The organism is Paraburkholderia sp. BCC1886, from assembly GCF_900996245.1.
In the GTDB taxonomy this organism is placed as follows: Bacteria; Pseudomonadota; Gammaproteobacteria; order Burkholderiales; family Burkholderiaceae; genus Paraburkholderia.
The window spans coordinates 144,837-164,926 of record NZ_CAAJGK010000063.1 but is presented as its reverse complement, the minus strand read 5'-3'; the positions used below and the strand labels follow the sequence as shown (position 1 = coordinate 164,926).

Below are 20,090 nucleotides of genomic sequence, written 5' to 3'. Positions count from 1 at the left end.
GCCGGGTTTTGACAGGATTGCGGGCCTGTCCTAGTTGTTTAGAATGGGTGTATGGCGATTATCCCGGACAAGCAGGACAGCACCGTACTGGAGCGGCAGGAGAAGAAGCTCAAGCCGCCAGCCATGTACAAGGTGGTGCTGCTGAACGACGACTTCACACCAATGGAATTCGTGGTGATGGTCGTGCAGGAATACTTCAATAAAGATCGAGAAACCGCAACGCAGGTTATGTTGAAGGTGCATCGCGAAGGCAGGGGAGTTTGTGGGGTCTATACGCGGGACATCGCGTCGACCAAAGTCGAGCAAGTCGTTACCCACGCACGGCAGGCCGGGCATCCGCTGCAGTGTGTGATGGAGGAAGCATGATTGCCCAGGAACTGGAAGTCAGCCTGCACATGGCGTTCATGGAAGCACGCCAGGCGCGGCACGAGTTCATCACGGTCGAGCATCTCTTGTTGGCGCTGTTGGACAACCCAACGGCCGCTGAGGTGTTGCGAGCATGCGCGGCCAATATCGAGGATCTGCGGCAGAACCTGCGCAACTTCATTCATGACAACACGCCTACCGTGCCTGGCACGGACGACGTCGACACGCAGCCTACGCTGGGTTTTCAGCGTGTGATCCAGCGCGCCATCATGCATGTGCAGTCGACCTCGAATGGCAAGAAGGAAGTGACTGGCGCGAACGTGCTGGTTGCGATCTTCGGCGAAAAGGATTCGCACGCGGTGTATTACCTGCAACAGCAGGGCGTGACGCGTCTGGACGTGGTCAATTTCATCTCGCACGGTATCGCGAAGACCAGCAGCACGGATGCCGCGAAAGCGAGCGACGCGAGTGCCGAGTCGGACGAAGCCGCCGCGCAGAAAGAAACGCCGCTCGCGCAATTCACCGCCAATCTGAACCAGATGGCCAAAGACGGTCGCATCGATCCGCTGATCGGGCGCGAGTCGGAAGTCGAGCGTGTGGTTCAGGTCCTGTGCCGTCGCCGTAAGAACAACCCGCTACTGGTTGGCGAGGCGGGCGTCGGTAAAACCGCCATCGCGGAAGGTCTGGCGTGGCGAATTACGCGCGGCGAAGTGCCGGACATTCTGGCGGATGCGCAGGTGTATTCGCTCGACATGGGCGCACTGCTCGCCGGCACCAAGTATCGCGGTGACTTCGAGCAACGTCTGAAGACCGTGTTGAAGGAATTGAAGGAACGCCCGCACGCAATTCTGTTTATCGACGAGATTCACACGTTGATTGGCGCGGGCGCAGCATCGGGCGGCACGCTCGACGCATCGAATCTGCTGAAGCCGGCGCTGTCGTCGGGCACCCTCAAGTGCATCGGCGCGACGACGTTCACGGAATACCGTGGCATCTTCGAAAAAGATGCAGCACTGTCGCGTCGTTTCCAGAAGGTCGATGTGACCGAGCCGACCGTCGAACAGACGGTGGCGATTTTGCGTGGTCTGAAGTCGCGGTTCGAGGAGCATCACGGCGTGAAGTATTCGTCGGGTGCGCTGTCGGCGGCGGCGGAATTGTCGGCGCGCTTCATCACGGATCGTCATCTGCCGGACAAGGCCATCGACGTGATCGACGAAGCGGGTGCCGCGCAACGCATCTTGCCGAAGTCGAAGCAAAAGAAGACCATCGGCAAGAACGAGATCGAGGAAATCATCTCGAAGATCGCTCGCGTCCCGCCGCAAAGCGTGTCGCAAGACGATCGCAGCAAGCTGCAGACCCTGGATCGCGATCTGAAGAGCGTGGTGTTCGGGCAAGACCCGGCCATCGACGCGCTGTCGGCCGCCATCAAGATGGCGCGTGCTGGCCTCGGCAAGCTGGACAAGCCGATCGGTGCGTTCCTGTTCTCCGGTCCCACGGGCGTCGGCAAGACGGAAGTGGCGAAGCAACTGGCGTTCACGCTGGGGATCGAGCTGATCCGCTTCGATATGTCGGAATACATGGAACGTCATGCGGTAAGCCGCTTGATCGGCGCGCCGCCGGGCTACGTCGGTTTCGATCAGGGAGGTTTGCTGACCGAAGCCGTCACGAAGAAACCGCACTGCGTGCTGCTGCTCGACGAGATCGAAAAGGCGCATCCGGATATCTACAACGTGCTGCTGCAGGTGATGGACCACGGCACGTTGACGGATAACAATGGTCGCAAGGCAGATTTCCGCAATGTCATCATCATCATGACGACGAATGCGGGTGCTGAGGCAATGGGCAAGTCGGTGATCGGCTTCACGAACCGTCGGGAAACCGGCGACGAAATGGTCGACATCAAGCGCATGTTCACGCCTGAGTTCCGTAACCGTCTGGACGCGGTCATCAGCTTCCGCTCGCTCGATGAGGAAATCATCATGCGGGTGGTCGACAAGTTCCTCATGCAACTGGAAGATCAGTTGCATGAGAAGAAGGTCGATGCGCTGTTCACCGACGCGTTGCGCAAGCATCTGGCCAAGCACGGTTTCGACCCGCTGATGGGCGCGCGGCCGATGCAACGCCTGATCCAGGACACGATCCGTCGTGCACTGGCCGACGAGTTGCTGTTCGGCAAGTTGATGAGCGGCGGTCGTGTGTCGGTCGACGTGGATGCCGACGACAAGGTCCAGTTGACCTTCGACGAACATCCGGCGCCGCGCAATCCGAATCCGGAAGCGGTGGAAGTCGAGTAATCGACCTCGGTTGAGCGCTTGAAAAAACGGCGTGGCTCCTTCGGGACCACGCCGTTTTTCTTTGCCTCAGCGCTTATTCATCGTCGAACGGGATGGGTGCGTTCATGTAGGCGTTGAGCTTTTCTCTCGCCCACGGCTCAGGGTTGCCGATTGCCGAGACGATGCCGGTCGTCGCGCCGCCGCCCAGCAGCACCGTGAAAATACCGCGCAGTGGAAAGTCGCCGTACATCGGCTTCGATATATCGAACGGCTCGGAGCGGATGAACATGTCTTCTGCCGTGGCGCCCATGTATTGCTGGAATGCCGCGGGAAACTGCAGCGCGAGAATCGTGGGATTCACGTTTTGATAATCCGAGCCGATGGCCGGATCGCCGAGCAGACAACTGCCGCCAGTGCCCCAATGCTGCGAGTCGAAGTCGGCCGCGACCGGATCGGTCGTCGTCGGAATACGGCTCGCGGGAATTTGCCAGGGCATCACGGGCAATTTGAGCGCGCGGCTTACGGCCTGGCAGAAATCGAAGTATCGATCCCATTCGCGTGGACCGTAGCAGTAGCCGTTCACATATGCACGCTGTGTGAAGTCGTCCGCCTCGTAGCGGTCGATAGCCAGGAAGTCCGGCGCGTAGGGCGCGTTATACACGCCCAGGCTCGATACATAGGCCGCCGTTTGTTGAGCCATCTGAGCCGGATCGATGTCGTTCTCGTAGATCCACTCCGAGTAGCCCACGCCCCACAGATTGATCTGCCAGCCGAACGTTACCGAGGGCGCAACGGTGCGAGTCAGCCAGTTAACCGCAAGCACATAGCCGGCAATATCTTCCGTGATGTCGGCGGGGATGGGAACCGCAATCGACCAGTGATCGAGCGCCTGCTGCAGCGGCGCTCGCACCGGCATCGCATACGTCGGCCCGAAGCCGGCTTGCTGGCATGCGCCGAGAAAGTCGGGATTGACGATAAAGCCGGCCGGCACCGGATGATGTTCGTCGATGGACTCGTTCGCGAGGTTGAGCGCCAGAATGTAATTGGCGAAGCTGTGCGCGTGAGCGTCGGCGTTGGCCAGATTCGTCCTGGTATCGCCGCCCGACAGATTGCACGTGTATGACACCATGACCGGCAGCACCGGCTGCGTATTGCCGAGTTGCGCCTCGACATTGCGGGCGAGCGTGATGGTCGCGGTGGTTTGCGGGTCGTCCGTCAGATAGACCGTGGCGTCGCCCGCACCGTCGGTGCCGGCGTAATCGAAGACGGAGGTCGCGCGCGCCGCGACGAAGTCTGCCTGATTACTGGGGACGAGATCGGCGCATCCGCCGAAACACAGGTATGCGGGAAAGCCGCGTACGTTGAGGTTGGCCGATGGCTCGACCGTGACCTCGAGTTGCGTTTTCCCCTGCGCCGACACGCTGAGTTGCGATGGCGCGCCGAGCGCATACACCACGCCCGCCGTTACGAAGTCGTTCACCGCGACCGTGTACTCGCCTGGCTGCACTAGCGCGGAGAACGCGGTCTGCTGCGAACTCGCCGTGACGGTTTGCAGATAACTCATGCTGCCGCCAATCAGACGCACGTCGATTTGCCGATCCACCGACTGCGCCGAGACCACCTGGATGTCGACCTCGACGTACCCCGACGTGTTCACTGCGGTCGCCTCGACCATCGAATCGTCGATGCTGATCGTCTGCAACGCATTTGTCAGCGTCACGTCGGGCACGTCGAACACGTAGCCGACATCGTTCAACGCGATCGACTGAACGGCTATGCGGGCCTGGCCCGATGGAGGCAGTTGCCGCAACGGCGTTACGCTATTGGGCGCGGCGCTAAACACGGCGAGCGGGGCACCGGAGACAAGATCGGTCACCGTGATGTCGAGCGTCTCCGACGACAATCCCGTGAGCGAGCCAATCGCGATATCCAGCGCCGCATAGTATTGAACCGGCGCGAAACTCACGCGTACCGAAACGGCGTCGCCGACCTCGACATCGATCGCGTCGGGCTCGATGACGAGGGCCGCCATGACCGTCTGGTCGCTGGTACTGACCGGATCGCCAGCGACCGTGTAGTGGCCCTGTTCGAGGCTCGCCGAAGACGTCGAGCCGTAGTCGAGCGTTAGGGTAGAGACGACATCGCCCTGCGCGAGCGTCAGCGACGGCTTGATGCCCGCAAGAGCCGGGTCCGGCGCGTCCGCGCAGCCGACGACGACCGAGCCGGAAATCGTCGGCGGCGCATCCGCGGAAAACACGAACGAGTCGAGCCACGTATCGGAATTCGTAGTGAGATCGCCGTTGATGTCGATAGTGATCTGGTCGGTGGCGGTCAGCCTATAAGGCGTGGTGAAGTCGATCGTCACGGTGACGTCGAAATTGCCGTCGTCGACCTGCGCGGAAGTCGCTGTGATGTCACCGATCACCCACGTACTGAATTGCGGGTCGATAGCGGTGGCGTCGACCGCCGCCGGCGAGTGAAAGTTGAACGCCAGATATTCACCGACCCCAATCCCGCTGCCGTCCGCGTAGCGAAGGTTGGAGACGACAAGGGTGCCGTACCATTCGTTTGCGCCCGGTCCAACGATTGCATCGTATTCGATCTGCATGCTCTAACTCCATTCAGGTTGAGAGTTCAATCCAGACATCAGACGCAAACGTACCGATCGCCAATTAATAGGTATGGCTAACTAAATAAAGCAATTCGAGGTCGGTAAGCATTGCGCTAGTCCATTTATAGGTGCGCGATGCAGCGAGCCAAATCGGACAAATCCGAATTCGAACGGAAAGGGGGAAATGAATTGATGCGGATGGCTAACTATTAGCCTGAGAAAGATTCAATTGCGCGCGACAATTAGAAACTATTGTCAGATCAGGACGGATCGGATAGGTCCGCCCTGATATTCAGATCAAGGCAAACGCGGTCAGTGCTTGCCGGTGCTGCCAAAACCGCCGGCACCCCGTTCACTGCTTTCGAAGTCATCGACGATATTGAACTGCGCCTGCACCACCGGCACGATGACGAGTTGCGCGAGCCGCTCCATCGGGTTGAGTACGAAGGTCGTCTCACCGCGATTCCACGTCGAAATCATTAATTGGCCCTGGTAGTCGGAGTCGATCAGTCCTACCAGATTGCCGAGCACGATGCCGTGCTTATGTCCGAGGCCGGAGCGCGGCAGAATCAGCGCGGCGTAGCCGGGGTCTCGCACGTGAATCGCGAGACCCGTCGGGACCAGTGCCGTTTCGCCGGGCTTCAGGGTCAACGGCTCGTCGAGGCAGGCGCGCAGGTCGAGACCCGCGCTGCCCGTCGTGGCGTAGGCGGGGAGTTGATCGCGCATTCGCGCATCGAGAATCTTCAGGTCGAGTTTCATGCAGTGTGAAGGCGTTAGGAAGGGGAGGCCGCGCGTGTCAGGGCAAACGCGTCGGCAAGAAGTTCATAGGAGCGCAGACGCGCACGATAACTGCCCGCCACGGTGAGCACGATCAGCTCGTCGGCCTGGAATCGTTCCTGCAGCGCTTGCAGTCGCGCGGTGACCGTTTCCGGCGTGCCGATGATGCTGCGCGGCTTCTCGCGGTCGATCACCAGTCGCTCGCGTTCGCCGTAGGTCTGCGCGATGCCCTGTGCGATCGACGGAATCGGTTCGTTCAGGCCGTAAGCCATTTGCACGCGCCGCAAATCGACGGCTTTCTCGAGATCGATGGCTTCCTGTTCGGTGTCCGCGCAGATCACGAAGACCGCGGCTGCGAGATACGGCTGCTGCGCCTCGTCGCCGGCTGTGAAGCGGTCGCGATACGCTTCGGCCACCTGCTGACCATAGTGCGCATTGATGAAATGCGCGAACGCAAAGCGAATCCCGAGTTGCGCGGCGAGCAGTCCGCCGAATTCGCTCGAGCCGAGCATCCACAGTTGCGGGCGCGTATCGATTTGCGGTTGTAGCAGTACACCGTTCGCCGGATGATCGTCGGGCAACGTGCCGTGCATCAGACCGATCAGTTCGGCCACCTGCTGCGGAAAAATATCGCCACGGTTGTAGTCGCCGGCGGCCACGGCCTGCGCCGTGCGCATGTCGCCGCCCGGCGCGCGCCCGACGCCCAGATCGATCCGGTTCGGAAACAGCGCTTCGAGCATCATGAACTGCTCGGCGACCTTGAACGGACTGTAGTACGGCAGCATCACGCCGCCGGAGCCCAGGCGAATCCGTTTTGTCACGCTGCCCAGTCGCGCGAGCATCACTTCCGGGCACGGGTTCGACACGCCGCGCAAACCATGATGTTCGGCGCACCAGTAGCGCGTGTAGCCGAGGTCGTCGGCGAGTTGTGCAAGTTCCACGGTCGCGGCGATAGCGTCCGCCACCGAGTGTCCGGCGATCACGGGTGTTTGATCGAGCACGGAAAGTAGCGTCATGACAGTTCCGCTTGAGAGAGGTGTCGATTCGGTAGCGTGGATTCAAACGAAGGTTGCCGGACAACACCGGCAACCCTGCGCACGTGCTAGCGGATCAGACTGGTATCGGGCAGCCGTTTCGCAATCTCGGCGATCAGCGCGCGGGCCAGCGTTTGCTTGTCGGCGCGCGGCAGACGCGTCACGCCGCCGGCTTCGTACAGAATGATCTCGTTGTCGTCGAGACCGAAGGTCAGCGGCCCGAGATTGCCGATCAGCAGCGGCACGTTCTTGCGCAGCCGTTTTTCTTCGGCATGCACGTCGAGGTCGCCGCTTTCCGCTGCGAAGCCGACCGCGAACGGCGGGTGCGCGAGCTTCGCGACCGAGGCCAGAATGTCCGGATTTTCGACGAAGCTGAAGCTCGGCAACGCTCGATCGGCCGTTTTCTTGATCTTGTGCTCGCTCACGTGATCGACACGCCAGTCGGCGACCGCGGCGACACCGATGAAGATGTCGGCATCGGCGACCGAGCGCATCACCGCGTCGTGCATCTGCTGCGCGGTTTGCACGTCTTCGCGGATCACACCCCAGGGCGTGTCGAGCGCAACGGGGCCTGCTACCAGATGCACGTCGGCGCCGGCCTGCTGCGCCGCGCGCGCCAGCGCGAAGCCCATCTTGCCGCTCGAACGATTGGTGATGCCGCGCACCGGATCGAGCGGTTCGAAGGTCGGGCCCGCGGTCAGCAGAACGCGGCGGCCCGCGAGCAGTTTAGGTGCGAAAAACGCGGCGATCGCTTCATACGTGGCGGCGGCCTCGAGCATGCGTCCATCGCCGGTTTCACCGCAAGCTTGTGGACCCGAATCGGGACCCAGTACGTCCACGCCGTCGCCGCGCAATTGCGTGACGTTGCGTTGCGTCGCGGGGTTTTGCCACATCTGCCGGTTCATCGCCGGCACGACCAGCAGCGGACAATCTCGCGCGACGCACAGCGTCGACAGCAGATCGTCGGCCATGCCGTGCGCGAGTTTCGCGAGGAAGTCGGTGGAAGCCGGCGCGATGACGATGGCGTCCGCTTCACGCGACAGGTCGATGTGCGCCATGTTGTTCGGCACGCGCCCATCCCACTGACTCGTGTAGACCGGGCGCCCCGACAGCGCCTGCATGGTGACGGGGGTGATGAACTGCGTAGCCGCTTCGGTCATCACGACCTGCACGGTTGCGCCGCCCTTGACGAGCAAACGCGTGAGTTCGGCGATCTTGTAGCAGGCGATGCCGCCTGTCATGCCGAGGACGAGGTGTTTTCCTGCGAGTTCAGCGGTTGCCAATGAAAGCCTCCGACAGACAGAGCGAAGTGGCCGGCGACGGCTCGATACGCCGAACGCCGGCCTCGAAGCGGGGGAGCCTGAGTGCCCCTTTAGCGCGACGACCCGCGCACGCGCCGCAACTCGTCGAGCACCAGCAGAATCGCGCCTACGGTAATCGCGCTATCGGCCAGATTGAACGCCGGCCAGTGCCACGTACGCGCATGAAAATCGAGGAAGTCGATCACATGGCCGTAGGCCAACCGGTCGATCACGTTGCCGAGTGCGCCGCCGAGAATCAGCGCGAGCGCCGTGCAGAACATGCGCTGTCCACCATGACGCTTGAGCAGGTAGCAGATCACCAGCGCCGCGACCACGCCGAGCGCGGTAAAGGCCCAGCGTTGCCAGCCGCCCGCCATCGCGAGAAAGCTGAACGCGGCGCCGCGGTTGTACACCAGCACGAGGTTGAAGAACGACGTGACCTCGTGCGCGACACCGTAGGCAAACACCTTTTGCACGGCGATTTTCGTCAACTGGTCGAACAGGATGACGATGAGCGCGACGCCGAGCCAGGGTGCCAGCGAACCGCTCGCCGACGTCGTTTTCGACATGGTTCTTGCCATTATGCCGCGCTCCTCGTTTCACCATTTCCGAACAGATTGCTAAAGCAGCGGCCGCACAGCGTGGGGTGCTCCGCATTCGCGCCGACGTCCGCCTGATAGTGCCAGCAGCGTTCGCACTTCAGATACTTCGAGGCGATCACTTCGACACTTTCCCCGGCTTCGCTGTCGACCTTCACGACGGTCGCAGCCGACGTGATCAGCACGAACTTGAGGTCGTCGGCGAGGCTGGCGAGCGCGTCGTAACGCGCACCGGCCGCGCGGATTTCCACTTCGGCCTGCAGCGACGAACCGATCAGGTTCGCGACGCGCGCTTCTTCCAGCGCCTTGGTTACGTCGCTGCGCGCAGCGCGCAGCAAGGTCCATTTGTCGAGCAGTTCGCCCGCTTGCGGCACCTGCGGGAACGCGTGATACGTCTCCGTGAAAATCGTCTCGCTGTTCGGCTGGAAGATCTTCCATGCTTCTTCGGCGGTGAACGACATGAACGGCGCCATTAGACGCAGCAGACCCTGCGCGATGTGATACAGCGCGGTCTGCGCCGAACGGCGCGCGACGGAGTCGGCGGCGGTCGTGTACAGACGGTCTTTCAGCACGTCCAGATAGAAGCCGCCCAGGTCTTCCGAGCAGAACGTCTGCAGCTTGGCGACCACCGGGTGGAACTCGTACTTGTCGTAGTGCGCGAGGATGTCGCTCTGCAGATTGGCCGACAGCGCCACCGCATAGCGGTCGATCTCGAGCCAGCTTTCCACCGGCTGCGCGTGTTGCGCGAAGTCGAAGTCCGACAGGTTCGCGAGCAGGAAGCGCAGCGTGTTGCGAATCCGGCGATAGCCTTCGGTCACGCGCTTCAGGATTTCCTCGGAGATGGCCAGCTCGCCCGAGTAATCGGTCGACGCAATCCACAGGCGGATGATTTCCGCGCCGAGCCGGTTCGCCACTTCATGCGGATCGATCCCGTTTCCGAGCGACTTGCTCATCTTGCGGCCTTCGCCGTCGACGGTGAAGCCGTGCGTGAGCAGCGCATTGTACGGAGGACGTCCGTCGAGCATCGACGCGGTCAGCAGCGACGAGTGGAACCAGCCGCGATGCTGGTCCGAGCCTTCCAGATACAGATCGGCGGGGAATTGCAGTTCGTCCTTGTGCGAGCCGCGCAGCACGTGCCAGTGCGTGGTGCCCGAATCGAACCACACGTCCAGCGTGTCGCGGTTCTTCTCGTACAGATTCGCATCGTCGCCGAGCAGCTCGCGCGGATCGAGCGATTGCCACGCTTCGATGCCGGCCTTCTCGACGCGTTGCGCGACTTCTTCGAGCAACTCCAGCGTGCGCGGATGCAGCGCGCCGGTTTCCTTATGCACGAAGAACGCCATCGGCACGCCCCACTGGCGCTGGCGCGACAGCGTCCAGTCCGGCCGGTTGGCGATCATGCTGAACAGGCGCTGCTTGCCCCACGACGGATAGAACGCGGTGTTCTCGATGCCTTCGAGCGCGGTTTCGCGCAGCGTGCGTTCGCTGTCGTTCGGCTTCACGTCCATGCCGGCGAACCATTGGGAGGTCGCACGGTAGATGATCGGCGTCTTGTGGCGCCAGCAGTGCATGTAGCTGTGCGTGTACTTCTCGGTGCGCATCAGCGAGCCGGCGCTCTGCAGCGCCTCGATGACCTGCGGGTTCGCGTCCCAGATGGACAGGCCGCCGAACAGCGCGAGCGACTCGATATAGCGGCCGTCGCCCATCACCGGATTGATGATGTCGGAGTCGGACATGCCGTGCGCCTTGCACGACACGAAGTCTTCCACGCCGTAGGCGGGCGACGAGTGAACGACGCCCGTACCTGTTTCGGTCGTCACGTAGTCGCCCAGATACACTGGCGCGGTGCGCTGATAGCCCGGATGTGCCGCGGCCAGCGGATGATTGAAGCGCAGGTTCACGAGCTTCGCGCCCGGCGTCGTCGCGACGATCGTGCCTTCGAGTCCGTATTGCTCGAGGCACGCTTCGACGCGCTCTTCGGCGAGGATCAGCAGGCCGCGCGGCGTATCCACCAGCGCGTAGACGATTTCCGGATGCAGATTCAGCGCCTGGTTGGCCGGGATGGTCCAGGGCGTGGTGGTCCAGATGACGATGCCGCCTTCATGGCGCGGCAACGCGGCGAGGCCGAACGCCTGCGCGGTCTTTTCCGGCTCGGCGAAGCTGAACAGCACGTCGATGGTCGGATCGGTCTTGTCCTTGTACTCGACTTCCGCTTCGGCCAACGCCGAGCCGCAGTCGAAACACCAGTTGACCGGCTTCAGGCCGCGGAACACATAGCCCTTTTCCATGATCTTCGCGAGCGCGCGGATTTCGCCGGCTTCGTTGGTGAAGTTCATGGTCTTGTACGGATTGTCCCAGTCGCCGAGCACACCCAGCCGGCGGAAGCCGACTTTCTGCTTCTCGATCTGCTCGCTCGCGTAGGCGCGCGCCTTCTGCATCACCTCGGCGGCCGGCAGCGACTTGCCGAACTGCTTTTCGATCTGGATTTCGATCGGCATGCCGTGGCAATCCCAGCCGGGTACGTAGACCGCGTCGAAGCCCGCCAGATTGCGCGCCTTGACGATCATGTCCTTCAGGATCTTGTTCACCGCGTGGCCGAGGTGGATGTCGCCGTTCGCATACGGCGGGCCGTCGTGCAGGATGAACTTCTTGCGGCCCTTGCTGGCGGCGCGGATGGTCTCGTAGACCTTGCGCTCCTGCCACTCCTTCACCCATTGCGGCTCGCGTTTGGGCAGATCGCCGCGCATGGGGAACGGGGTGTCGAGCAGGTTGACCGGGTAGCGTGACTGCGGTTTCGAATCGGCTTTCTTGTTGCTCATGATGGGATCGCGGTGATGTCTTTATAAGCGCAGCGTGGCGCGGGTCGCGCGGTGAAGCGCAGGGCGTTGGGCGCGCCCGGCAGGCATGTCGCGAAATCCACGGACGCCCTTCGATGCGCGCAGCGAGGGTATTTGCGGCACTCGACGTGCGCGCAGATACCGCGGCGGTTATCTAATTCGGTCGGTGGCCGAGGTGGCGAAACCGGTGGAACGGCTGCCGAGCGCCGCGAACCACTCGCGCGCATTGGCGACGTCGCGCGAAATGGCGGCCGTGAGCGTTTCCAGGTCGACGTACTTTTCTTCGTCGCGCAGTTTCTTCAGAAATTCGACGCGCACGAGTTTGCCATAAGCGTCGCCTTGCCAGTCGAGCAGATGCACTTCGAGCAGCACGCGGCCCGAGTCGTCGACCGTGGGACGCAGGCCGAGGCTGGCGACGCCGGGCAGCGGCTCATCGGCCACGCCGTGCACTCGCACGACGAAAATGCCCGCCAGCGCCGGCCGCTTGTGCGCGATGGCCAGGTTCAGCGTGGGGAAACCGAGATTGCGGCCGAGCTTCATGCCATGCACGACGTGACCGCTGATCAGATAGTCCCGGCCGAGTGCGGCACGCGCCGCGTCGAGGTCGCCGGCGACCAGCGCCGCGCGCACGCCCGAACTCGAGATGCGCGCGCCGGACGGGTCGGCGACGGTCGCCATCTGCTCGACTTCGAAGCCATATTCCTGACCGGCGGCTTTCAGCGAAGCAAAGTCGCCCGCGCGTTTCGCGCCGTAGCGGAAGTCGTCGCCGATCATGACCCAGCGAGCGTGCAGTCCGTTGACGATGATCCGTTCGACGAACGCCGCTGGCGACTGGCTGGCAAAGGTGTGGTTGAAATGCTCGACGACCACCCGGTCGACACCGTTGGTGCGCAGCGCTTCCAGCTTGTCGCGCAGCATCGCGATGCGCGGGGGAGCGCCTGCCGGGTTGAAGAATTCGCGCGGGTGCGGCTCGAAGGTCATCACGCAGACGGGCAGCCCGCGCGCATCGGCCGCGGCCCGCACGTGGGCGAGCAGAGCCTGATGGCCGCGGTGGACACCGTCGAAGTTACCGATGGTCAGTGCGCAGGGCGCACGGCTCTCGGCATTGGGAAGACCGCGGAAGACTCTCACGATAACGGCTTTGGGGTAGGGCGGCCGGGGTGCCGCAAAACGAATGATTATAAACGCTCGGCGCGGGAGACGGCGGCGCGACGCGGTTTTGGTGTTCCCGAATGATAAAATCCGCGGATGAAAAAAATCGTCATCCTGATTTCAGGGCGGGGAAGCAACATGGAAGCTATCGTTCGGGCCAGTTCGGCCGAAGCGTGGCCGGCGCAAGTCGCCGCCGTGATTGCCAACCGTCCGGACGCCGCGGGCCTTGCGTTCGCGGCGTCGCATGGTATTGCCACGGCGGTGGTCGACCACCGCCAGTTTCCCGATCGCGATAGTTTCGACGCTGCACTAGCCACGGAAATCGACCGTTTTGCGCCCGATCTGGTGGCGCTTGCAGGCTTCATGCGGGTGCTCACGGCCGGTTTCGTCGACCGATACGCCGGGCGCATGCTGAACGTGCATCCGTCGCTGCTGCCGAGTTTCCCTGGATTGAAGACACATCAACAGGCTCTGGACGCGGGCGTGCGGCTGCATGGCGCGTCCGTGCATTTCGTGACGTCGCAGCTCGACCACGGGCCGATCGTCGCGCAAGCGGCGGTGCCGGTGGTCGACGGCGACACGCCCGCCGCGCTCGCCGAGCGCGTGCTGGCAACCGAACACATTATTTATCCACGCGCGGTGCGCTGGTTCGTCGAAGGGCGTGTTGCTCTCGACGGCTTGCGCGTCACGCTAACGCCGCCGGAGCCGCAATGGCTCTTTGCCGGTCACACCGCCGGAGAGGGCGTATGAGATTGCATGGTTTTCTGATTGGACAAACCGAGACTTTGCTGGCCGAAGTCCTGAAACTGAACGGCCCGGCCGATGCCACCACCAGCCGTTTCTTCCGCGCGCACCCGAAGCTGGGGCATGGCGAGCGCGGCGTGATCGCCGAAGCGGTGTTTGCCGTGTTGCGGCGCCGGATGGAATTTGCGCACCTGGCCGAAGGCGGCGCGGGCAGCCCGGCGCGGCGTATGGCCCTGCTCGGTCTGATGCAGACGGCGGGCCGTTCGGCGCTCAAGCCGTTCGTGTCGGACACCGAGTCGAACTGGCTCGAACATGTCTCGAAGATCGACCCGGAAAGCTTGCCGCTGCGGATTCGCCTGAATCTGCCGGAGTGGATCTACACGGCGCTGTCGAAGCGCTTCGAAGCCGCGGAACTGGCGCAACTGGCCGCCGCGCTGAATTACCCGGCGCCGCTCGATCTGCGCGCCAACCCGATCAAGGCGAGCCGCGACGACGTGCTGAACGCGTTGTCGAAGGCCGGTATCGAAGGCGGCGCCACGCCGTTCGCGCCGTTTGGCGTGCGAGTGGTCGGCAAACCGCCGCTCACCAAGCTCGACGCGTTTCAGCAAGGCTGGGTCGAAGTGCAGGACGAGGGCAGCCAGTTGCTGTGTTCGCTGGTCGCACCCAAGCGCGGCGAGATGATCGTCGACTTCTGCGCGGGCGCGGGCGGCAAGACGCTGGCGCTGGGCGCGGCGATGCGCTCCACCGGCCGTCTGTATGCGTTCGACATCTCCGAGCGGCGTCTCGCCAAACTGAAGCCGCGCCTCGCGCGCAGCGGTCTGTCGAATGTCAATCCGGTGCTGATCGACAGCGAACACGACGCGAAAATCAAGCGCCTCGCGGGCAAGATCGACCGGGTGCTGGTCGACGCGCCTTGCAGCGGACTCGGCACGTTGCGGCGCAACCCCGATCTGAAGTGGCGTCAGTCGCCGGACTCGGTCGCCGAACTCGCGCCGAAACAGGCGTCGATTCTGGCGAGCGCGGCGCGGCTCGTGAAGAAGGGCGGCCGGCTGGTGTATGCGACCTGCTCGATTCTCGAAGCGGAGAACGAAGCGGTCGTGCAGCAGTTCCTCGCCGACCACCCGGACTTCGTGCTGGTGCCTGCGCGCGACGTGCTGGCCGAGCAACGCATCGAGCTGGAAATGGGCGACTACCTGTCGCTGTGGCCGCACCGTCACGCCACCGACGGCTTCTTCGCCGCTGTGCTGGAACGCCAGAGCTGAGCGCAGCGGGTTTCAGCGCGGCGTAGGGCGGGTTCACGGGTCGAGCCGGAATGCTCGACTTTTCCATGGCTGCAATCGTGAATCCGGCCCGCTGGCGCGATCGGCGACATCATGCAAAACCGTATCTTCTCCCACCTGTTCGGCGACCTGACGCGCGACTTCGGCCAGCCGGTCATGCTCTGGCAGACCGGCATGCTGCTCGGGACGCTTGTCACCGCGTGGCTGCTCGCGCGCCTGTTGCGCCGCGGGCTCGATCTGCGCCGGCAAACCCGATACCAGACGCTGCGTTTCGGCGCGGAAAGCCTGAATCGCGCGTTCTTCCCGCTGCTCGGCGCGGCGCTGGTGTGGCTCGCGCGAACCGTCGCCGGGCAGTTCATGCACACCGCGCTGCTGGATCTGGCGCTGGTGCCGCTGTTCGGTATCGGGCTGATCTACATCGTCTTTTTCTTCGCGCGACGGGTGTTCAGCCACGACGGCGAGACGCACCCGTGGCTGTTTCTCGTCGAAAAAATCGTCTCGCTGGTCGTCTGGGTCGGCATGGTGCTCACAGTGATGGGCATCCAGGACGACGTGATCGCGTGGATGGCCAGCGTGCATTTCCGCGTCGCCAACGCGCATATGACGCTGCTTTCGCTTATCACGGGCCTGCTGTGGGTGTGCGTGACGATGATCGTCGCGATGTGGCTCGGCTCGGCGTTCGAGGACCGGCTGATCCGCTCGACGACGCTCGACGCGAACCTGAAAGTCGTGGTGGCGCGGGTCGGGCGCGCGGTGTTCGTGCTGGCGGCGGTGCTGATCAGCCTGTCGCTGGTGGGCATCGACATTACCGTGCTGGGCGTGTTCGGCGGGGCGCTGGGCGTCGGGCTCGGGTTTGGTCTGCAGAAGATCGCCAGCAATTACGTGTCGGGCTTCATCATCCTGATCGACCGGTCGTTGCGGATCGGCGACACCATCAACGTGAGCGGCCTGCAGGGCATGGTCACGCAAATCCGCACCCGCTATACCGTGGTGCGAGGTCTCGACGGCATCGAGACGCTAATTCCGAACGAAAAACTGATTACGGACGTGGTGCAGAACCAGTCGTCCTATCTGACGCGTGGCTACGCGAAGCTGGCGGTGCAGGTGGCCTACACCTGCGACGTGGAACAAGCCATGGCGCTGCTGGTCGAAGCAGCACGGGACGTCCCGCGGGTATTACAGGAACCGGCGCCCGCTGCCTATCTGGCGAGTTTCGGCGCCGACGGCGTGAACCTGGAGCTGGGGTTCTGGATCGAAGAGGCCGCCACGGGAACCTCGAGCGTTCGGTCGAACGTGAACCGCAAGATCTGGCGGTTGTTCGCCGAGCACGGTATTTCGATTCCTTTCGCGCAGCGGGAAGTGCGGATTGTCGGCGGACCGATCGATGCGGTAACAATGACCGGGGCGACCGGCGATCGCCCGGAGAGCCTGCGCTGACGGGCCTGCGAGCGGTGGCTGACGCAGCCCGACGGAGCTTTTTTTGTTTGCTCCCCGTTGATACTCAACAAAAAATCCCTATTTGTTACAAACACTTGGAACGCTTCCAGTAGAATGACGTCCAATCCCGCTGTATGCTTTCACTTTCTTGACACGCGCATTTTGCGCGTGCCTCGTGTCTCTCGTTCCACAGGTAAATTGCCTTGTTGAATTCCTTGCTCGACTTCCTTGCCCACGGTCTGCTGCGCTTTTCGTGGTGGCAGCTTGTGCTGTACACGGCGATCGCGACGCACATCACGATTATCGGCGTGACGGTCTATCTGCATCGCTGCCAGGCGCACCGCGCGCTGGAGCTTCATCCCATTGCAAGTCATTTTTTCCGATTCTGGTTGTGGATGACGACGGGTATGTTGACCGGCCAGTGGGCCGCCATTCACCGTAAGCACCACGCCAAGTGCGAGACCGAAGAAGATCCGCATAGCCCGCAAACGCGCGGTATCTGGAAGGTGCTGCTCGAAGGCGCGGAACTCTACCGTTCCGAAGCCAAAAACGAAGAAACCATGCGCAAGTTCAGTCACGGCACACCGAACGACTGGATGGAACGCAATGTCTACACGAAGTACCCGATTCTCGGCGTGAGCCTGATGATGGTGTTGAACGTCGCGCTGTTCGGCGTCGTCGGCCTGACCATCTGGGCCATCCAGATGGTATGGATTCCGTTCTGGGCAGCCGGCGTGGTCAATGGCCTCGCGCACTTCTGGGGCTACCGCAACTTCAACTCGTCGGATGCCAGCACCAACATCTTCCCGTGGGGCATCATCATCGGCGGCGAAGAGTTACACAACAATCACCACACGTACGCGACCTCGGCCAAGCTGTCTAACAAGTGGTACGAGTTCGATATTGGCTGGATGTATATCCGCATCATGTCGGCTTTCCGTCTGGCCAAGGTAAAGAAGGTTGCGCCCACGCCGCGTCTCACCACCGGCAAGCTGGTACTCGATCAGGACACGCTGCAGGCCGTGCTGGCCAACCGCTATGAAGTCATGGCGCGTTACGGCAAAGCCATCAAGCGCGCTTACCGTCAGGAACTGGCGCATCTGAAGGAAGTCGGGGCGCGTGAGAAGTATCAGGTCATGCGCGGTGCGCGTAGCTGGTTCCATAAGGAAGAAGCCGGTCTGGACGAGCCGCAGAAACGTCAGCTGCCGCAAATCTTCGCGAACAGCCAGAAACTGAAGACGTATATCGACATGCGCAACGAGCTGGCTTCCATGTGGGAACGCTCGAACGCTTCGCGCGATCAACTGCTGGTGCAATTGCAGGACTGGTGCCATCGTGCAGAGCAAAGCGGAATCAAGGCGCTGCAGGAATTTGCTTTGCGACTGCGCCGTTATGCTTGATCGCGAAATCCTTTAAAATTCCGCTACGTCACAAAACCCCGCGTTTGGCGGGGTTTTGCTTTTTGGGCCGCTGAAACTGCAACGAAAGTCGATTGTCAGTCGGCGGCGACAGAGCGAGAGGCAGAGGAGATCATGGATCAGCAGTCGATCAGGACGGTCGAATACGACCGGCCGCAGGAGCAGGGTATGACCTGCGGGATCGGGCAGGCATGGGCGAAGGTGCCCGAGACGCCGTCGGCGGAGCAAAAAATCGCTCTCAAAGCACGCATCCGGGCGCTGCTCGAACGCGAGAAAGCGGTGCTTGTCGCGCACTACTACGTGGATGCGGAACTGCAGGAACTCGCGGATGAAACCGGCGGCTGCGTGGCCGATTCACTGGAAATGGCGCGCTTCGGCCGCGATCATGAAGCGCAGACACTGGTGGTGGCCGGCGTTCGCTTCATGGGCGAGACCGCGAAGATTCTGAGTCCGGGCAAGCGCATTCTGATGCCCGATCTCGACGCCACCTGCTCGCTCGACCTCGGTTGCCCGGTCGATGAATTCTCTGCTTTTTGCGATGCACATCCCGACCGCACGGTCGTGGTGTACGCCAACACCAGCGCCGCGGTGAAGGCGCGCGCGGACTGGATGGTGACCTCGTCGATCGGACTCGAAATCGTGGCCGATCTGCATGCTCGGGGCGAAAAGATCATCTGGGCACCGGACCGGCATCTCGGTAGCTACATTCAGAGCAAGACCGGCGCGGACATGTTGCTGTGGCAAGGCTCGTGTCTCGTTCACGACGAATTCAAGGGCATCGAACTCGACCTGCTGCGCGCCGAATATCCGGGCGCGAAAGTGCTGGTGCATCCTGAGTCGCCGGCTAACGTGGTGGCGCAAGCGGATGTGGTGGGTTCGACCACGCAGTTGATCGACGCCGCGCAGAGACTGAATGCCACCCACTTCATCGTCGCGACCGATCTCGGCATTCTGCACAAGATGCAACTCGCCGCGCCTGGCAAGACACTCATTGCGGCGCCGACCGCCGGCAATAGCGCCACCTGCAAGAGTTGCGCGCATTGTCCGTGGATGGCCATGAACGGCCTCGCCAATCTCGCCGACGTGCTCGAGCGCGGTCACAACGAAATCTTCGTCGATCCTGCCATTGGAGAGCGGGCGCGCTTGCCGATCGACCGGATGCTCGACTTTGCCGCGCGTCAGAAGAAGCGGGTTCAGGCAAGCGGCGACCTGGCGCGCGACGCGCAACTCTTTTCGAACGTAGGGGCAGCGTAATGGCAGTCGTGGAAGGTGCGGTCCGGTTCTCGCGGGACGAGGCAGTGTCGCCGCTATTTGCCGAGATTCACGCGCAGTATGGCGATGCTTTCGAAAAAGCATTGGCGCGCAACGTTGCCGATGCGCTCGCCGAAGACGTCGGCACGGGCGACCAGACCGGTCGACTCGTCCCCGCCGCGCAGTTGCGGGACGCACGCATCATCGTGCGCGAAGATGCTGTGCTGTGTGGCGTGCCCTGGTTCAACTCAGTGATGCGCCAACTCGATCCGGCTATCGAGGTGCAGTGGCTGTATCGCGAGGGCGACCGCATGACGGCGGGCTCGACGGTCTGCGAACTGCGCGGGCCGGCCCGCGCGCTGTTGACCGCCGAGCGTAATGCGTTGAATTTTCTGCAACTGCTGTCAGGCGTGGCGAGTGCCACGCGCCGTTACGTCGACGCCATCGCGCACACGCGCACGCGCATTCTCGACACTCGCAAGACCTTGCCCGGCTTGCGGCTCGCGCAGAAGTACGCGGTGCGGGTGGGTGGCGGCGCGAATCAGCGGCTGGCGCTTTACGACGGCATTCTTATCAAGGAAAACCACATTGCTGCCGCCGGCGGTGTGGGCGCCGCGCTGGATGCGGCGCTGGGTCTGAATGCGGGCGTGTCGATCCAGATCGAAGTCGAAACGCTCGAGCAACTGGAAACTGCGTTGGCGCATCGCGCGCAGTCTATCCTGCTCGACAATTTTTCGTTCGACGCCATGCGTGATGCGGTTCGTCTGACGGCGGGCAGGGCGGTGCTGGAAGTGTCGGGCGGCGTCAACTTCGAGACGGTGCGCACGATTGCGGAGACGGGTGTCGACCGCGTGTCGATTGGCGCACTGACCAAGGACGTGCGCGCGACGGATTACTCGATGCGGATCGTTTGAGCGCCGTGGGCGCTGAATAACAAGCGTGTCGTTCAGGAAGGCCATCGCCGGGGTTAAACCAGCGATGGCCTTTTCTTTTGCCCAGCTTTCGGCTGG

The 20,090-nt window shown here is 62.5% G+C and carries 15 protein-coding genes; 8 read left to right on the top strand and 7 right to left on the bottom strand.

The window, feature by feature from the left end; genetic code table 11:
• Nucleotides 1–51: 51 nt before the first annotated feature.
• Both clpS and clpA read left to right on the top strand, forming a co-directional pair.
• Complete coding sequence (gene clpS, locus FQ746_RS22930; protein ID WP_144111916.1) at nt 52–366, top strand: ATP-dependent Clp protease adapter ClpS; 315 nt, start codon at nt 52–54, stop codon at nt 364–366.
• Nucleotides 363–2,660: an ATP-dependent Clp protease ATP-binding subunit ClpA gene (gene clpA / locus FQ746_RS22925; protein ID WP_144111915.1), complete on the top strand. Its 2,298-nt coding sequence runs from the start codon at nt 363–365 to the stop codon at nt 2,658–2,660. The genes clpS and clpA overlap by 4 nt, the downstream gene beginning before the upstream one ends.
• A gap of 73 nt (nt 2,661–2,733) precedes the next feature.
• Here clpA and FQ746_RS22920 read toward each other — a convergent pair whose 3' ends face one another.
• From FQ746_RS22920 to FQ746_RS22890, 7 genes are all read right to left on the bottom strand, one after another.
• Nucleotides 2,734–5,247, bottom strand: a complete 2,514-nt coding sequence (locus FQ746_RS22920) for a hypothetical protein (protein WP_144111914.1) — start codon at nt 5,245–5,247, stop codon at nt 2,734–2,736.
• A 315-nt stretch (nt 5,248–5,562) separates the two neighbouring features.
• Entirely contained in the window at nt 5,563–6,009 is a 447-nt protein-coding gene (dut, locus tag FQ746_RS22915; protein ID WP_144111913.1) for a dUTP diphosphatase, read from the bottom strand.
• A gap of 14 nt (nt 6,010–6,023) precedes the next feature.
• Nucleotides 6,024–7,043, bottom strand: a complete 1,020-nt coding sequence (locus FQ746_RS22910; protein ID WP_144111912.1) for an LLM class flavin-dependent oxidoreductase — start codon at nt 7,041–7,043, stop codon at nt 6,024–6,026.
• A gap of 86 nt (nt 7,044–7,129) precedes the next feature.
• Entirely contained in the window at nt 7,130–8,344 is a 1,215-nt protein-coding gene (gene coaBC, locus FQ746_RS22905) for a bifunctional phosphopantothenoylcysteine decarboxylase/phosphopantothenate--cysteine ligase CoaBC (protein WP_144111911.1), read from the bottom strand.
• A gap of 89 nt (nt 8,345–8,433) precedes the next feature.
• Nucleotides 8,434–8,943, bottom strand: a complete 510-nt coding sequence (lspA, locus tag FQ746_RS22900) for a signal peptidase II (RefSeq protein ID WP_144111910.1) — start codon at nt 8,941–8,943, stop codon at nt 8,434–8,436.
• Nucleotides 8,943–11,780, bottom strand: a complete 2,838-nt coding sequence (gene ileS, locus FQ746_RS22895) for an isoleucine--tRNA ligase (RefSeq protein WP_144111909.1) — start codon at nt 11,778–11,780, stop codon at nt 8,943–8,945. Before ileS ends, lspA begins: the two co-directional genes overlap by 1 nt.
• Nucleotides 11,781–11,948: 168 nt before the next feature.
• Nucleotides 11,949–12,929 (bottom strand): bifunctional riboflavin kinase/FAD synthetase, encoded by a 981-nt coding sequence (locus FQ746_RS22890; RefSeq protein ID WP_144111908.1) that lies wholly within the window; start codon nt 12,927–12,929, stop codon nt 11,949–11,951.
• Nucleotides 12,930–13,046: 117 nt separating this feature from the next.
• On the opposite strand from FQ746_RS22890, the gene purN reads away from it, so the two are divergent.
• The 6 genes from purN to nadC all read left to right on the top strand — a co-directional run bounded on the left by purN (nt 13,047) and on the right by nadC (nt 19,994).
• Nucleotides 13,047–13,700, top strand: coding sequence for a phosphoribosylglycinamide formyltransferase (gene purN / locus FQ746_RS22885; RefSeq protein WP_144111907.1), 654 nt, complete (start codon nt 13,047–13,049; stop codon nt 13,698–13,700).
• Entirely contained in the window at nt 13,697–14,956 is a 1,260-nt protein-coding gene (locus FQ746_RS22880) for an RsmB/NOP family class I SAM-dependent RNA methyltransferase (protein ID WP_144111906.1), read from the top strand. Before purN ends, FQ746_RS22880 begins: the two co-directional genes overlap by 4 nt.
• Nucleotides 14,957–15,067: 111 nt before the next feature.
• On the top strand, nt 15,068–16,411 hold the full coding sequence (locus tag FQ746_RS22875) for a mechanosensitive ion channel family protein (protein WP_144111905.1): 1,344 nt from the start codon (nt 15,068–15,070) through the stop codon (nt 16,409–16,411).
• A gap of 203 nt (nt 16,412–16,614) precedes the next feature.
• A complete protein-coding gene (locus tag FQ746_RS22870; RefSeq protein ID WP_144111904.1) occupies nt 16,615–17,811 on the top strand; it encodes a fatty acid desaturase in 1,197 nt (398 codons plus the stop codon).
• A 132-nt stretch (nt 17,812–17,943) separates the two neighbouring features.
• Nucleotides 17,944–19,083 (top strand): quinolinate synthase NadA, encoded by a 1,140-nt coding sequence (nadA, locus tag FQ746_RS22865; protein ID WP_144111903.1) that lies wholly within the window; start codon nt 17,944–17,946, stop codon nt 19,081–19,083.
• Nucleotides 19,083–19,994 (top strand): carboxylating nicotinate-nucleotide diphosphorylase, encoded by a 912-nt coding sequence (gene nadC, locus FQ746_RS22860; RefSeq protein WP_144111902.1) that lies wholly within the window; start codon nt 19,083–19,085, stop codon nt 19,992–19,994. The genes nadA and nadC overlap by 1 nt, the downstream gene beginning before the upstream one ends.
• Nucleotides 19,995–20,090: the final 96 nt, after the last annotated feature.

Coding starts and splice junctions, on each gene's coding strand:
- clpS (WP_144111916.1), top strand. CDS start 52: ATGGCGATTATCCCGGACAAGCAGGACAGCACCGTACTGGAGCGGCAG.
- purN (WP_144111907.1), top strand. CDS start 13,047: ATGAAAAAAATCGTCATCCTGATTTCAGGGCGGGGAAGCAACATGGAA.
- lspA (WP_144111910.1), bottom strand. CDS start 8,943: ATGGCAAGAACCATGTCGAAAACGACGTCGGCGAGCGGTTCGCTGGCA.
- ileS (WP_144111909.1), bottom strand. CDS start 11,780: ATGAGCAACAAGAAAGCCGATTCGAAACCGCAGTCACGCTACCCGGTC.
- FQ746_RS22920 (WP_144111914.1), bottom strand. CDS start 5,247: ATGCAGATCGAATACGATGCAATCGTTGGACCGGGCGCAAACGAATGG.
- FQ746_RS22880 (WP_144111906.1), top strand. CDS start 13,697: ATGAGATTGCATGGTTTTCTGATTGGACAAACCGAGACTTTGCTGGCC.
- nadA (WP_144111903.1), top strand. CDS start 17,944: ATGGATCAGCAGTCGATCAGGACGGTCGAATACGACCGGCCGCAGGAG.
- dut (WP_144111913.1), bottom strand. CDS start 6,009: ATGAAACTCGACCTGAAGATTCTCGATGCGCGAATGCGCGATCAACTC.
- FQ746_RS22910 (WP_144111912.1), bottom strand. CDS start 7,043: ATGACGCTACTTTCCGTGCTCGATCAAACACCCGTGATCGCCGGACAC.
- FQ746_RS22875 (WP_144111905.1), top strand. CDS start 15,068: ATGCAAAACCGTATCTTCTCCCACCTGTTCGGCGACCTGACGCGCGAC.
- nadC (WP_144111902.1), top strand. CDS start 19,083: ATGGCAGTCGTGGAAGGTGCGGTCCGGTTCTCGCGGGACGAGGCAGTG.
- clpA (WP_144111915.1), top strand. CDS start 363: ATGATTGCCCAGGAACTGGAAGTCAGCCTGCACATGGCGTTCATGGAA.